Raw genomic sequence first — 15,880 nt, 5'->3', positions numbered from 1 at the left:
GGATCAGATGTAGAACTATTCGGATGTTCTGCATTATCTATAGCCTTGGCAGTAACATTACCTTCCGGAATAGGACGAGTTGGCGTGATTGTAACACGTCCATTAGCACCAGTCGTACCCGAACCAATCACACGACCATCTTTATCTAAAAGTTGTACGCTTGTATTCGAATCCGTAATAACTTCAATCGGTGTTTTAGTAGTCGCCTTTCCAGCTAAAGGTGTTGTCACTCTAGGTTTAGTCGGTGGCGTCGAATCCGTTGCTTTGACTGGATCAGATGTAGAACTATTCGGATGTTCTGCATTATCTATAGCCTTGGCGGTAACATTACCTTCTGGAATAGGACGAGTTGGCGTTATAGTGACATGTCCATTAGCTCCTGTAGTCCCAGAACCAATAACATTGTTATCCTTGTCTAATAATTGAACATTCGTATTAGGGTCCGTAATAACTTCAATTGGTGTTAAAGTTGTCGCCTTTCCACCTAGTGGTGTTGAAACTCTAGGTTTAGTTGGAGGCGTTGTATCAGTTGCTTTAACCGGATCAGATGTAGAACTATTCGGATGTTCTGCATTATCTATAGCCTTGGCAGTGACATTACCTTCCGGAATAGGTCTTGTAGGTGTAATTGACACTCGACCTGAACTATCTGTTGTTCCGGTACCTATGATTTGCCCATTTTTATCTAATAATTGAACATTCGTATTCGGATCAGTTGTAACTGTAATCGGATCAGTCGTACCTGCTTTTCCAACTAATGGTGAAGTGACTCTAGGTTTAGTTGGTGGTGTAGTATCCGTCGCTTTTCTAGGTGCAGACGTTGAAACGTTGTTAGCAGGGTCATACGCTTTGGCAATCACATTACCTTCTACAATAGGTGTTGTAGGAGTGATTATTATATGACCATTTCCGTCAGTCGTACCTGTACCTATAATGTGCCCATTTTTATCAATTAAATCCACTCGTGTATTTGGATCTGTAGTAACAGTAATCGGTGTTAAAGTTGTTGCTTTACCAGTTAAATCTGTATCGACAGTTGGAACTGTTGGTGGAATAGTATCTGTTACTGATACGTGATCAGAGTCTATTGAGTTAGGTGTCTCTGCACCATCTGTAGCGCGTGCGTAGATTTTACCTAAAGGTAGTGGTGCTGTTGGCGTAACAATACCGTGGCCGTCTATTCCAGTAAGAATTAAACCATAACTTTTTCCATTTTCATCAAAAATTTCCACTCTAGTCATAACATCTGTAGAAACATCAATAGGTGTTCTCGTACCCACTTTATTTACTAAATTAGTATTAATTACTGGTTTTCTAGGTGGTGTTGTATCAGTAACGTGTCTTGGATCAGATGTTGCATTATTAGTTGCATCAGTTTGATCATATGCTTTTGCAGTGATATTACCTTCGAAAAGATAATGATCTGGAGTGATATTCACATGTCCATTAGAACCAGTAATTCCACGACCGATGACATTATTATTTTTATCTAATAGTTCTACTCGCGTATTTGGTGTAGATGTAATGTCGATAACTGGTGTAGAGAAAGCTTTACCTGCAACATCTGTGTTAATGACTGGTTTCATTACAGGTATAAGTGTTGTCGCTTGAACAGGAATCGAAACAGAACTATTCGGATGTAAAGCATTATCTGTAGCTTTCGCAGTCACATTTCCCTCAGGAATAACTCGATCTGGCGTAATAATCACATGACCACTAGCATCCGTTGTACCTGCTCCAAAAATACGTCCATTTTTATCAATTAATGCAACATGTGTGTTTGGATCAGTAGAAACATCAATCGGTGTTAATGTACCAGCTTTATATACTAATCGAGTGTTAATGACTGGTGTTGTAGGTGGGATCGTGTCAGTTGCAAATTTAGGATCGGATGTTGAAACTTTTGATTCATCACTGTGATTATAAGCTTTTGCAGTGACATTACCTTCAGGTATAGGACGAGTTGGCGTAATGAAAGCATGTCCATTAGAACCTGTAGTACCTGTACCAATTTTATTGCCATTTTTATCGAAAATTTCTACTTTAGTACTCGGATCAGTAGAAACGTCGATGACAGAAGTTGTTGTTGCTTTACCTACTAAATTAGAGTTAATAGTTGGTTTTAATGGCGGCTGATTTTCGATAGAAGTTAATGCACTATCTTCAGGTAATAAACGACCTGATAAAACAGTATAGGCAGTTTTACTTGTACCACCCATTGCTGCTGTGTTGGCATATGACCAAGCGTTTTCCAATTCTGCATTCGTCACATTATCTCTTAATTTAACTTCAAGATGCATGTGATAAGCGCGATTTGCACCTTCTGGATGGTTGGGATCCACTTGAATACCAATTCCATAGTTCCAACCACTGAAAATGCCTCTTTGGTCTTCGACTGCTCTTCTCAAATCAGGATTATTTCTATTTGAGTGGAAATATTCGTTCGCATCAGAATTATAACTTCTGCCAGGACGAACACCATAACTGAGATAAAATGTTGTGTGACCAAAGTCATGTTGATTGCTATTTAGCATATCAAACATTTGAGTACTGTTATCTGGATCAATGATAAAATCGCTCGGTGACTCACTCAATAGACTGTTACTACCACTTCTTCTTTCATAAGCAGTATAAGATAGATTTCTAACTGAATCACTCGAAAATGAGCCATCTGAATTTAATTTCATTACTTTATATGGTAATAGCAATGTCATACCTAGACGATGTTGAGAACCACGTGGAATGAAATTAAATCCATCATTGTTGAAGAAAACATCATAAACTAAGTATTTTGAATTTCCATCACGTTTATAATAAGCACGCATTACGGTCTTTCTAGATGTAATATTTTCCACACCATTAACTTGTTGACCAGTACCTAACGCCCTACCATCAGGTAATGAGGCATAGTTACGTTGGTACACAATGACGTTTCTACCGGCATTCCAACGACCATTTAAAGTTGTAAATCTAAAATTAGTACCCTTTTCAATTTGTTGACCGTTTCTTGGATCGCGTTTACCTGAATGAGAACGAGTAATCACATTTGCTAATGAATTACGCGTTCGCTCTAATCTTGTAACTAATTCTAGAAGTGATTGTTGCGAGACATTACTAGATTGAGTGAAACGACTACTTTCTACAATTAATTTTTTCGCTTCTTCAATATGAGGATTTGAAGGTTCTATAGTTTCAACTTCTAATAATTTACTTTGAATTTCTTGAGTAAGATTAGTCAGTTTAGAAATGTTTTTGTCATCAATTTTCTGTTTGTTATCCGACTTAGATTCTTTAGGTGTGTCTAGCTTATCATCATGGTTACTTTGATTCGAAGATTGCGTCCCTACGATCGATGAAGATTTTTCTTTCAGTTCATTTGTTTTTTCATCTTTAGTGACTGGCGATCTTTCTTCCATCTTTTCTTTAATAGATGTTGATGTCAAATTAGTAATTTCTTTTTCGCTTGTTTGAGTTTCTATTGCATTTTTTTCTGTAGTTATCTTGTCATTTTCTTTTGATTGCTTATTGATTTCTGCAGCTTGATCAGGAGTTTGATCATTTTGAATTGTTATTGCATCATTTGGATTACTATTATTGTCTCGGGATGCTTGTGGTTCAGTATTTTGCTGTGCTTTTTCAACTGTCGTATTGGTATATTCACTCGCATGGGCTTGATCAGTATGCGTTCCTAAAAATACTAACGTGGCGATTAATGTTGAGAAAGTTCCCACTGCATACTTTCGAATACTGAACTTTTGCAGTTTATCTCGATGATTCATTGATGTGCTTCTCTCCTATTCTATGTTGTATATTCTTGATGTTGATGTTATGAGTAGTTTTGAAAAAGTAATTCCGATAACACATAGCTCAATATCAAATGGATTGATAATTAAGTTACCATATTTATTGTCTTAATTTTTTCAGTCATTAGAACATAAAAAATTGCTCGACAAAAGTTTCACAACTCCCCTCGGGTGTTAATTTCAATTATCATTATGAAATGAACAATTCAGTAGTTGTTCTATTTAATTGTATCATTAATTTAATTGAGTGTGAAATAGATTTTAATTTAATAAAATAAAAAATATAAATATTGAGAACCGTTATAAATTAGTTGAAAAAGAGACTCAAAACACATTATAGGTCTTGAGTCTTTGTACTAAATTATAATTTTGTTGATATATATTTTCCAGAAACATAAAGTTCATGTTCGTTGCAAATTGAAAGTATGTGGTTAAGTGAATGTGCATAAGACATATCTCTATAAATTTCCATGCTATTTAGTGGCACATCAGTAAATATTTCGGCTAACTTTTTTGACAAAGTTAAATTATACTTATCTGCTTCAATTTTCTTACGTTGTCCAGGAGTCAATTGTTCAATATTGGATAATACATTCTCAACACTTCCATAGGTTTGAATCAATTTAAGAGCTGTTTTTTCACCTATACCTTTAACACCAGGATATCCGTCTGCAGAATCACCCATAAATGCTTTAATATCAATTAATTGTTGTGGATTTAACTGATATTCTTCATTAAAACGAGTTAAAGTATAACGATTATAAATATTAAATCCTTTCTTTATTAACCAAACTTCTACATTATTATTAATGCATTGTAATAAGTCTTTATCTCCAGTGATGATGTGGACCTCGTTATTATCAGAAAATGTTTTTGCCAAAGTTCCTATCACATCATCAGCTTCATAATTAGTCATTCCAACATTTATAAATCCAAATTGGTCTGAAATTTCTTTGACGTAGTCAAACTGTGGAATAAGCTCTTCTGGTGGTGCTGGACGATTTTGCTTATAGTTGGTATACATATCATTTCTAAAAGTGGATTGTCCCATATCCCAACATACAGCTACATGACTAGGATTGATTTCATTTATTGCTGTGAAGATATGTCTAACGAAACCTTGAATTCCGTTAGTTGGTATACCTTTTGAATTATACATAAATTGATTGTGTAAACTTGTAGCATAGAAATGTCTAAATAATAAAGCCATTCCATCTACTAATAGGACACGATTTTTCATATTTTGTGACTTCCTTCTATTTTAATAGTGCGTTTAATTTTTGATTCGCAATACGTAATTGCTCGATTAATGTATTGTCTAAATTAAATGATAATAATTCATCGATTTGATCTTGAATTGCATCCTCAATTTGCGCAAATTTCTCTTCAGCTTCTTTATTCATCGAAGCAACATACTGAATCAATGCCTGTCTAAATTCACTAATTTGATTTTGTAATAACTCTAACGTATTTGAACTGATTTGTTCTTGTAACTCTCGTTGAGTATTTGGATTCAAAATTCGACGTTTCGTTAATTGTTTAGGTAAAGCATTAATCATGTCATTTAAATCAACACGCAAGAATGCCTTTTCGGTAAAATTAGGCATAATTGAAAAATCTGAATTAATAAATACATGCAATTGATTTAATTTTTGGATTGTCGGTGCGACTTGTTCGCTAAGTTGACGGTTATAATATTTCTTGATTCGTTCAACTAATAAACTTTGTTCTAAATATAGTCGTTGATGTATTTGATCTAAAAATGCTTTAGAAGAAATTTTCTTTTCATCATTAAAATCACTATTTTGAGTCATCTGACTATTAAATATACTTTTAACATCATCCAATAATTGTAATTTTAATCTGCCATTTAAATGATAAATCTGATCTTCAACTTCATTATTAGTATGTTGATCTGTAGTAAATAGCAATTGATTTGGTAACCTTTGTTCATTTTGATATTTCTTCAATTGTTGCTGACGTTGTTCAATATGAGATTGGTTAGTTTTATAATCATGAATCATCTCTTCGAAAGAAATATTGATTTGCTCAAGTTGTTTAACCATTTGTTGCTCTAAAATTATATTTGAATCAACTTCTACAAATTGGTCAATGCTATGACGCAGCTGATTAATACCTTCATCGTTCCCTCTCAATGCTTGTCTACTTGAAACACCAAAGATATCTGACTTCAAGTTTACTTGAGTTAAAGCATCTTTAACGTAATGTTTTACCGCAGCTAAATCATCACTGTTTTCAGCAAGGTCTACAGCGTTGATAACCATTTTGAATGCTTGATTTTCATTAAGTTGATTCATCTCTTTCATATGTTCGATGAAGTTTTTATCATTATCTGTAAATGAATGATTAAAATAACTCACATATAAAATTAAATCGGATGAAGTTAAAATTTGTTCAGTTTCGTTTGTATGACGTTGATTGTTTGAATGTAAGCCTAGTGAATCAACGATTATTTTTCCTTTCAACCATTCTAATGGTAAATTGATGTGCACGGTTTTAACAAAAGTAGCAAACTCATCTTCAGCACTCCATTTTTTTATTTCCTCTTGAGAAATCGTATGTTTCACACCTTCATCCAACATATCTTTATACATAGAAAAATGTTTGTGAACTGCACTTACAAAAGCAAGTTGGTTCTTTTCTAATTTGTTTTTTAATTGTGGTACATCAGATTGGACAAATGCTTCGAGTGATTCGAAAGAAACATTATGGTATTCAATGAGTTGATTAAGTTCATTTAATAGTTGTTCTTCAGTTTTAAGTGTGATTTGACTATCCTCACCGTAAGATAATTCAGTCGTAGCTGCAGTTGTAGGATTTGGTGAACTTACTAAGTATTGCCCACCTAATAAGGCATTAATTAAACTACTTTTTCCTGCACTGAATGTACCAAATACACCAATTTTGACAAGTTTATTTTCTAATCGTTTTAATGTATCTTTAATATCATTTTTTGTTCTATCAAATAATGGTACAGGTTCAATAATGTTTAATGCTTCTTGAATGTTAACCTTTTTAGTATTACACTCATTTAAATTTTCATCAGACGCTCTCTCATCTTTTTCTAAAACTTGATCATTGTTTTCTAAAATATAGTTTGCTTCAGTTCTTCCTATTAATTTATCTAAAGAGTCATCCATATGGATATAATAATGTTGATAATTTTTAGTTGTTAGAGATTCTTTTAAATTTTGTAATTCAATATAATGCTCATATATCTGTAGATCATCATTAGTTTCTTCAGTTAAACCTTGCGCTTGTGTATGATCAATCGCTTGATTAAATAACGGATTGGATTGTTTTTCTACAAAATTAGTAATAGCTTTAAGCACTTCATCACTAAAAGTAAGTACATAAGTATTACTTATACTCGTTTGAGGTTGATATAAATTGGAAATTAAACTTGAATCTATTTCGTAATGTTGATTTAATACATCATGATTAACTTCGGAGTTATTAATAAAACGCGTTAAAAATGACATGTCCTCTCGTAAGGGTTGTCGAATTTGTTGATTAACTTTGTCTTGAAGTTTAGAAACAACATTCTGTAAGCGTGCTTCTTGTTCCTCTTGCTTTTTCTTCTTTTTGTTTAAAAAGCCGCCAACTTTAAAATCATCACTCATACTTTCAAGATAATGTCTAATATCTTCACGCATGTCATGTGTCATAATGTATGCATTATCTAATATATCTTTTCGCTTTTGTTTTAAAAAACTTAATAATTGATCAGGATTATTTAAGAGTCGAGCTTCTTCACTAACGGCTTGATTTTGTTGAAATTTAGCATAGGCTTGTTCAAATTCATCTTCATTTATATTAAGCTGTTCTAGAATATCTTGTAGTTCATTTTGAATATATCCTAATTGAGCTTCTGTAATAAACTTAGCTGTACGATTTACATAATCCTCAATAGGTTCTCTATAATTATCATTCTGTATTAAATATTGAGAGAGACGTGAAAGTTCATTTTCGGGATGATCGAATTTTGTTACATAGAAAATATCTGTAAGTTTAATATCCCAATCTTCTATTGATTTATTGACTCTTTGTTTGAAAGTTTCAAAAGTAATTTCATCTTCATTATGTTTATCGATTTGATTAATGATAAAAATGACTGGTATACCTACATCATTCATTCTTTTAATAAATTGAAAATTTAATGCAGATTGTACATGATTGTAATCTACTGTATAGAACAAAATGTTGCTTGTATACATGAATTGTTCAGTTGTAGACTGATGTGTAGTTACGTTTGAGTCTACCCCAGGTGTATCTTGAAGCGTAAAACCATTTTTGAATTTTGAAGAAGGAAAATTAATTTCAACAGACTCTACATCTACATTTAAACGATTCATTTTTTTGACTTCGTCATATGTTTTTAATTTTGTATATTGTTGATTTTCTAAATTAGCTATAATTTCTTGTTTGTCTGCAACTGATACGATTGCAGTATTACTAGTGGTAGGTACTGGTGAACTTGGAAGAATATCTTGTTCTAATAATAAGTTAATTAATGTAGATTTCCCCGCTGAAAAGTGACCAACAAAAGAAGCGGTATATTGATTTAAATATACCTTTTTTATTACTTGATTAATAGTATGTATTAAAGTTGAATTTTTTGATTTTTCAACTTCTTTTTTTAATTTATATAAAACATCTAATTGTTCATTATTAGCCATGCTAAGTCCCCTTTGTTTCAAACATTCAAATAAAAAAGTAACAGCCTGAGACATACTTAATGTAACAGGCTATTCTTAATCGGGTAGGCAGATTTAAAATTAAATATACTGTTTAAGTTTATTCAACAAAAATTATACTTACTAAAGTAAAAACTTTAATTTTTATTTCTGACTCGCTACCTATTTATTAAATTTTATCACAACAATAGTTTGAAACAAATATAAAGAATAGTTAATTGAACCAAGCTGGTTTATCTCCATCAGTGTTTGGTTTATTAACACCTATGTTTTCTTTAGAATATAATTCTGGGTTTTTCGCTATACGTACAGCTAAACTTGCAATACTGCGTCTTGAAACTTCTGTTCCTCTAAATTGAGTATCCTTCGATGTAACTTCGTAATCTGTCTCATTTTTAAATGTAAGCCATGCTGGACGAATAATTGTATAATCTAATGTTGATGCTTCAATAATATCTGCAGCTTTACGATATTTTGTCAATTTCTCTCCAAATTGAGATTTATTAAATTCATTAAATTTAGCTGGTAATTCATCGTAAATACCAGGGGCAGCTACAAAGATTAATCGTTTAACATCTTTTTTAGACATAGCATCTACAATAGCTTGTGCTTCGATATCTAATGAACCAGATAGACTAGCAAATACAACATCAACTTTATCAAGTGCTTGCTCTAAATCTTTTGAGTTTTTTGCATCGCCTTCATAAACTGTTACTCGATTTGATGCGTAATCAGGAATTCGATGCGCATTTCTTAAAAATAAATCTACATTAAAATTAGAATCCTCTAAAAATATTTTAGTAGCCTCGATAGAGACCTTACCATTTGCGCCTATTATTAATACTGTTTGCATATTATTTCTCTCCTAACTAAGATGTATATAAATTTATGTATTTGTATCTATATTTAACACTCTTACTATCACTTTACATCAGTAATAATAAGAGTGCTAATGAATTGATTAAATTAATTAAATATTATTAGCTACATTAAGAAAAATTTACAAATTTAATAAAAATTATATAGTAGTTGGCTTTTTACCCCAATATTGATAATAAGTACATTCAATATAGCCGTTAAATAATTTTCTTCTTTTAGTAGCTTTTCGATTAACTAAAAATTCAAATTCCTTGTTACTAGTCAAGATGTAAGTTGATAAATGTGAATGTTGATTCATTAATTTACCAATATAACGATACATTTCTTCGACTTCTTCCCTATCTCCAATTCGTTCACCATATGGAGGGTTTCCAACTAAAGCTACTGATTCATCGGTATCAATTGTTAATGTATTCACATCTTTAACACTAAATTGGATTATATCTGCCAAACCGACTTCTTTAGCATTACGCTTAGCAATTTCAACCATTTCAGGATCTATATCTGATGCAAATACTTGAATGTCTTTATCGTAATTAGCTTGTTGATCAGCATCATCTCGCATATCATCATAAATATTGGGAGGCATAATATTCCATTCTTCAGAAACAAAATCTCGATTGAAGCCTGGTGCAATATTTTGAGCGATTAAACATGCTTCTATGGCAATAGTACCTGAACCACAGAAAGGATCTATAAAAGGCGTATCTCCCTTCCAATTGGCAAGTCGTACCAGACTCGCTGCCAACGTTTCTTTAATAGGAGCTTCCCCCTGAGCAATACGATATCCACGACGGTTCAAACCTGAACCTGAGGTATCGATAGTCAATAATACATTATCTTTTAAAATAGCTACCTCAACAGGGTATTTAGCACCACATTCATTTAACCAGCCTTTTTCATCATAAGCTTTTTTTAAACGTTCAACAATCGCTTTTTTAGTAATAGCTTGACAGTCTGGTACACTATATAATGTTGATTTAACACTTCTACCTTGAACTGGGAATTGCCCTTCTTTATCAATAATGTTTTCCCAAGGTAGCGATTTTGTTTTTTCAAAAAGTTCATCAAATGTTGTAGCGTTGAAACGGCCTACAACAATTTTAATACGATCAGCTGTGCGTAACCATAAATTGCATTGCACAATAGCTTTAGCATCACCTTCAAAAAAGATACGTCCATTTTCAACCTGTGTTTCATAACCGAGTTCTTGGATTTCTTTGGCTACAACAGCTTCTAATCCCATTGGACAAACTGCTAATAATTGGAACATTACGTTTTCTCCTTTTTTATAGATATATTTATATGTTAACAAAATTTATTATGTATGAGTAAAAAAATAAAAAGCTCTCCAATCAATGGGAGAGCTAAACTAGTTCATGATATTTCTGTAAGCCATGTTCTGTACCGTTGTACTCATAACGTACACTAGTTGTACTGGTACGTCGGTGGTAACCATCTGTCTACAAATCTTTATATTCCGAATAAAGATGTCTCGTTTATACGTTGAATTCCGCTAAACAAGTGCTCCTACCAAATTTGGATTGCTCACTCGAGGGGTTTACCGCGTTCCACCCTTCATATTTCTATGAAAGCTACGTCACTGTGGCACTTTCAAACTAATTTAACCATATCATAAGACTTAGGTTATTTCGTTGCCGTCAAATTAATGCCTTGATTTATTGTTTCATCAAGCACGAACACTACAATCATCTCAGACTGTGTGAGCATGGACTTTCCTCTATATTTCTATAGCGATTACCCAAAATATCACTTTTGCGATTATATCATAATTTTTTATACTATAACAGATATTTTTAAAGAATATCTGTTGTTAATTGAATACTTATTATTAGACAAAAAATATCCAATTGATAACATTCATTAATTAAGCTAAGTTAGATTACTTTCCAAAAACAGCTTTTTCTAAATTTGAAATTCTTTTTAAAATATCAACATTATTGTTTGATGAACTTGAGTTGTTTGAAGAAAACGATTTATTGTCAGAAGGTCTTGTTGTTGCCACTCTTAGTCTTAATTCTTCAACTTCTTTTTTTAATTTGTTATTTTCTTCAGACAATTTTACAACTTCATTATTCATATCAGCCATTTTTTGATAATCTGTAATGATATCATCTAAAAAAGCATCTACTTCCTCACGACGATAACCACGGGCCATAGTTTTTTCGAAATCTTTTTCATAGATATCTTTTGCTGAAAGCTTTAAAGAAACATCTGCCATTTTTTCCACCTCATTCGAAACTTTGAACTTGCTCCCACTGCATATCATTTATAAAATCAGTGAGTTCATCAAATGCCACAATATCACAAGTATAGTTTGTTTTATTTATAAAATCAACTAACATCCTTTTAAAGAATTTTGGGCTTCCTTCTTGCTCTTCATCATATATAAGTATAGTCATATCTGTATGATCTAACATAAACTGATCTGTTTGTTTAAATTGATATGGTCCTTCATATTCGGTATGATGTACACTTTCCATAAAATCAGCTTCTTGAGCAATTTTATTATACTTCATTTGATTCTGTTCATTCCACTTAGAAGTATGCCCATAAAAAGGCGTTATAATTCCTAATTTTAAATCGGGATACTCAACTCGCAAATCAATAACTACTTCAGCAGTCCATAATTCAATACCAAGTTGACCTTGAATAAGTACCCACTCAAGCCCCTCATCAATATATTGTAATAATTTATGTCTGATAAAAGCTTTTAAATAATATACTTCAGGTGCGTCATCTTTGAATATATTTAGTTCAAAAGATTTATACCCTGTTACATACACAGTTTTCAAATGCTCAACATCACCCTTCAATAGTTTGATAAATATAATTTAAATCGTAGTTAACAGCTTTTAACTTCTCATTAAAAAGCTTTTTGCTTGTTCTATAAAAGTGACAATCTACTGATAATTCTTTATATGACTTAATTAGTAAATCAAACTTATTAGCATTCATATAACTCAAATGAATAATCTGGGGTTTTAATTTAATGAGATTTTCTAACTTAGTGTCTATCGCTTGCGAATAAGGGTAAACTACTTCATAAAAATCAAAGTTCGTCTCGGAATTTTTAACAATATTATAGCGATCTTCTATTGTATGTAATTCATTGATTAAATCATTTATCAACATAGTATCCATGAAGACGCCCCCCCTTATATTTAATTTAATTTATCATAATTTAAACTAACCGTCATTTAAATTGCTATCTATATAAACAGGATAAATACATTGAAATATTGTTTTACTAGTTAATTAACGTTAAAATAAAGTAGATTAATAATGAAATTCATAGATAAGATTAAATACTTATTTGTCTATTTTTATTATTATCTATCATAGTTTGAACATATAATCATTTTTCATAAATGATTATTAATAGTATTAGTTAGTGTAAGTTTTACATAACCACTATTATATGAATTCAAACTTGTGTGGTGAATTAAATGAATTACCCTAATGGAAAACCTTTTAAGGGAAATACGACTATGGTCGGAAGAAATGGTAAATCGAATTTTAGTAATATAGAATATGGTGGACGTGGTATGACTCTTGAAAAGGATATTGAACTTTCAAATGATTATTATTTAAAACATGGTAAAGCGGTTATCCATAAAAAACCAACACCTGTTCAAATCGTTAATGTTCATTATCCCAAGCGAAGTAAAGCAGTTATAAATGAGGCTTACTTTCGTACACCTTCAACTACAGATTATAATGGCATTTATAATGGTTATTATATTGATTTTGAAGCAAAGGAAACTAAAAATAAAACATCTTTTCCTTTGAATAATATTCATGATCATCAAGTAGAACATATGAAAAATGTATTTCTTCAAAAAGGAATTGTATTTTTAATTATAAGATTTAAATTACTTGATGAAGTATATTTATTGCCATTTTCCAAATTCCAAAAATATTGGGATAGATATAAAAATGAAATAAAAAAATCAATAACAGTTGAAGAAATAAGAAAAAATAGTTACTATATTCCTTATCAGTATCAACCAAGATTAAATTACCTCAATGCAGTTGATAAGTTGATATTAGATGAAAGTGAGGACCGCGTATGACGGAAAATAAAGGATCTTCTCAACCTAAAAATGGTAAAAATGGGAAGTCCAAAGCAAAAAAGAATAAGAATGTGAAAAGAACGATTATCAAGATTATTGGCTTTTTATTAATTGCCTTTATCGTTTTAGTTCTATTAGGCATTTTATTATTTGCGTATTATGCATGGAAAGCTCCTGCATTTACCGAATCTAAATTACAAGATCCTAAACCGGCAGAAATTTACGACAAAAATGGTGATTTAGTAAAAAAATTAGATAACGGCGCAAGAAGAGAACATGTTGAGTTAAAAGATGTTCCTAAAAATATGAGAAATGCTGTGCTAGCAACTGAAGATAACCGATTCTATGACCACGGTGCAATTGACTATAAACGTTTATTTGGTGCCATTGGTAAAAACTTGACTGGTGGATTTGGTTCACAAGGTGCATCTACTTTAACACAACAAGTAGTTAAACGAGCATTCTTAAGTGAAGAGAAATCTATCGGACGTAAAGCACAAGAAGCTTACCTATCCTACCGTCTAGAACAAGAGTACAGTAAAGATGAAATCTTCCAAATGTACTTAAATAAAATTTATTATTCAGATGGTGTTTATGGCGTTAAAGCTGCAGCTAGATATTACTTCAATAAAGATTTGAAAGATTTAAATCTTGCGGAAGAAGCATATTTAGCAGGTTTACCACAGGTGCCTAACCTTTATAATATTTACGACAACCCTAAACAAGCGGAAAATCGTAAAAACACTGTACTCTACTTAATGCATTATCACAAAAGAATTTCTGATAAAGAGTATAATGCCGCTAAGAAAATTAATTTAAAAGCTAATTTAGTAGATCGTACGACTAAGGAACGTCAAATTGGCACTGATAACTCTGATTCAGAATACGATTCATATGTGAACTTTGTTAAATCTGAATTGATGAACAATAAAGAATTCAAGAATAAAAACTTGAGTGATGTTCTTCAAAGTGGAATTAAGATTTATACAAATATGGACAAAGATGTTCAAAAAACATTACAAGATCGTATAGACAACGGTAATTACTATAAAAATGAAGACCAACGTGTTGGTTCTACAATTCTTGATAGTAAGACTGGTGGCTTAGTTGCAATTTCTGGAGGTCGTAACTTCAAGGACGTTGTTGACAATAACGCTGCAACTGATGCGCATTTAACTGGTTCATCATTGAAACCGTTCTTAGCTTATGGTCCAGCTATTGAAAACATGCAATGGGCTACGAATCATGCAATTCAAGACGAATCAAGCTATTCAATAGATGGTGGTACATTCCGTAACTATGATGGAAATGGACATGGTACTGTAACTGCGTATGATGCGTTAAGACAAAGTTTCAACATTCCAGCGCTTAAAACTTGGCAACAAGTTAATTCACAAGCTGGGGATAATGCAGCTAAGAAATTCGCATCAAAAGTTGGATTAGATTATCAAAGTGACATTGGCCCTTCTGATGTACTTGGTGGTGGCGCTTCTGAGTTCTCACCTACTCAATTAGCATCTGCTTTCGCAGCAATTGCTAACGGCGGTACTTACAATAACGCACATTCTATCCAAAAAGTTGTAACAGCTGATGATGACACAATTGAGTTTGACCATACAAGTCATAAAGCTATGAAAGACTACACTTCTTATATGTTAGCTGAAATGCTTACAGGTACATTCAAAGCCTATGGTTCAGCCTATGGACATGGCGTATCAGGCGTTACTATGGGTGCTAAAACTGGTACAAGTACTTATGGTACTGAAATTAACCAACAATATAACCTACCTGATAACGCTGCAAAAGACGTTTGGATAAATGGTTTCACACCTAAATACACAATATCTATCTGGATGGGCTTCAGTGAAATTAAAGAAGGTGGCGTTAACTCATTCTTAGGTCACTCAGAACAAGAATATCCACAATATTTATATGAGGATGTTATGTCTGATATTACTTCAAGTGATGATGGTGACTTCAAGAAACCAGATTCAGTTAATGGCTCAAGCGCTGATAATTTATCAGTAAGTGGTCACCCAGATAACAACACGACTAATCGTGAAGTAAATGGTAGCAGTGGCTCAAGTTCATCAAATAGCTCAAATAGTTCAAATAACTCAAGTAATTCTAATAGTAGTAACACTAATAATAGTGGCAATACTAATTCAGGAACTACAAACAATAATTCAACAACACAAGGTACTAATACTGTCGGAAGTACACTTTCAAACATCTTTAATTTAAATAATATTTTCGATTTTAAAAAGTCCTCATAGTGTTTTTGAAATGTTAAATAATTAAAAGAAGGCAATTTCTATTACATCAAATAGAAATTGCCTTTCTTTATAATCATTGATACAAACTTAAATATTTGAGTATAAAT

The 15,880-nt window shown here is 32.0% G+C and carries 10 protein-coding genes and 1 other RNA gene; 2 read left to right on the top strand and 9 right to left on the bottom strand.

The window, feature by feature from the left end; translation table 11 throughout:
- The 9 genes from HMPREF3134_RS11275 to HMPREF3134_RS11235 all read right to left on the bottom strand — a co-directional run.
- Nucleotides 1–3,779 (bottom strand): YSIRK-type signal peptide-containing protein (locus HMPREF3134_RS11275; protein WP_141738642.1); only part of this gene is annotated, 3,779 nt, incomplete at its 3' end.
- 385 nt (nucleotides 3,780–4,164) lie between these two features.
- On the bottom strand, nucleotides 4,165–5,043 hold the full coding sequence (locus HMPREF3134_RS11270; protein WP_070443000.1) for a 5'-3' exonuclease: 879 nt from the start codon (nucleotides 5,041–5,043) through the stop codon (nucleotides 4,165–4,167).
- 16 nt (nucleotides 5,044–5,059) lie between these two features.
- Nucleotides 5,060–8,503 carry a dynamin family protein gene (locus tag HMPREF3134_RS11265; protein WP_070442998.1) on the bottom strand — a complete coding sequence of 1,148 codons (3,444 nt, stop codon included), beginning with the start codon at nucleotides 8,501–8,503 and terminating at the stop codon, nucleotides 5,060–5,062.
- Between the two features lie 232 nt (nucleotides 8,504–8,735).
- Nucleotides 8,736–9,374: an SDR family oxidoreductase gene (locus tag HMPREF3134_RS11260; protein ID WP_037537074.1), complete on the bottom strand. Its 639-nt coding sequence runs from the start codon at nucleotides 9,372–9,374 to the stop codon at nucleotides 8,736–8,738.
- Nucleotides 9,375–9,539: 165 nt separating this feature from the next.
- Nucleotides 9,540–10,673, bottom strand: a complete 1,134-nt coding sequence (locus HMPREF3134_RS11255) for a THUMP domain-containing class I SAM-dependent RNA methyltransferase (RefSeq protein ID WP_037550409.1) — start codon at nucleotides 10,671–10,673, stop codon at nucleotides 9,540–9,542.
- Between the two features lie 113 nt (nucleotides 10,674–10,786).
- Nucleotides 10,787–11,170: RNase P RNA component class B (rnpB, locus tag HMPREF3134_RS11250), an RNA gene on the bottom strand.
- Nucleotides 11,171–11,303: 133 nt separating this feature from the next.
- Nucleotides 11,304–11,642 carry a cell division regulator GpsB gene (gene gpsB / locus HMPREF3134_RS11245; RefSeq protein WP_037550412.1) on the bottom strand — a complete coding sequence of 113 codons (339 nt, stop codon included), beginning with the start codon at nucleotides 11,640–11,642 and terminating at the stop codon, nucleotides 11,304–11,306.
- Nucleotides 11,643–11,652: 10 nt separating this feature from the next.
- Nucleotides 11,653–12,216 carry an SLOG family protein gene (locus HMPREF3134_RS11240; RefSeq protein ID WP_037550414.1) on the bottom strand — a complete coding sequence of 188 codons (564 nt, stop codon included), beginning with the start codon at nucleotides 12,214–12,216 and terminating at the stop codon, nucleotides 11,653–11,655.
- A 10-nt stretch (nucleotides 12,217–12,226) separates the two neighbouring features.
- The gene (locus HMPREF3134_RS11235; protein WP_070442996.1) at nucleotides 12,227–12,565 is read right to left on the bottom strand and encodes a DUF1798 family protein; all 339 of its coding nucleotides are present in this window, start codon (nucleotides 12,563–12,565) and stop codon (nucleotides 12,227–12,229) included.
- 305 nt (nucleotides 12,566–12,870) lie between these two features.
- Between HMPREF3134_RS11235 and recU the strand changes: the two genes are divergently transcribed.
- Nucleotides 12,871–13,497, top strand: coding sequence for a Holliday junction resolvase RecU (gene recU, locus HMPREF3134_RS11230; RefSeq protein WP_070442993.1), 627 nt, complete (start codon nucleotides 12,871–12,873; stop codon nucleotides 13,495–13,497).
- Complete coding sequence (locus HMPREF3134_RS11225) at nucleotides 13,494–15,773, top strand: transglycosylase domain-containing protein (protein WP_070442990.1); 2,280 nt, start codon at nucleotides 13,494–13,496, stop codon at nucleotides 15,771–15,773. The genes recU and HMPREF3134_RS11225 overlap by 4 nt, the downstream gene beginning before the upstream one ends.
- The last annotated feature ends 107 nt before the right edge of the window (nucleotides 15,774–15,880 follow it).

It is taken from the genome of Staphylococcus sp. HMSC14D10, assembly GCF_001808125.1.
Lineage (GTDB): Bacteria > Bacillota > Bacilli > Staphylococcales > Staphylococcaceae > Staphylococcus > Staphylococcus haemolyticus.
Note: the sequence above shows the minus strand (reverse complement) of the source record. Positions and strands in the feature narration are given on the sequence as shown.

Coding starts and splice junctions, on each gene's coding strand:
- recU (WP_070442993.1), top strand. CDS start 12,871: ATGAATTACCCTAATGGAAAACCTTTTAAGGGAAATACGACTATGGTC.
- HMPREF3134_RS11235 (WP_070442996.1), bottom strand. CDS start 12,565: ATGGATACTATGTTGATAAATGATTTAATCAATGAATTACATACAATA.
- gpsB (WP_037550412.1), bottom strand. CDS start 11,642: ATGGCAGATGTTTCTTTAAAGCTTTCAGCAAAAGATATCTATGAAAAA.
- HMPREF3134_RS11225 (WP_070442990.1), top strand. CDS start 13,494: ATGACGGAAAATAAAGGATCTTCTCAACCTAAAAATGGTAAAAATGGG.
- HMPREF3134_RS11265 (WP_070442998.1), bottom strand. CDS start 8,503: ATGGCTAATAATGAACAATTAGATGTTTTATATAAATTAAAAAAAGAA.
- HMPREF3134_RS11260 (WP_037537074.1), bottom strand. CDS start 9,374: ATGCAAACAGTATTAATAATAGGCGCAAATGGTAAGGTCTCTATCGAG.
- HMPREF3134_RS11270 (WP_070443000.1), bottom strand. CDS start 5,043: ATGAAAAATCGTGTCCTATTAGTAGATGGAATGGCTTTATTATTTAGA.
- HMPREF3134_RS11255 (WP_037550409.1), bottom strand. CDS start 10,673: ATGTTCCAATTATTAGCAGTTTGTCCAATGGGATTAGAAGCTGTTGTA.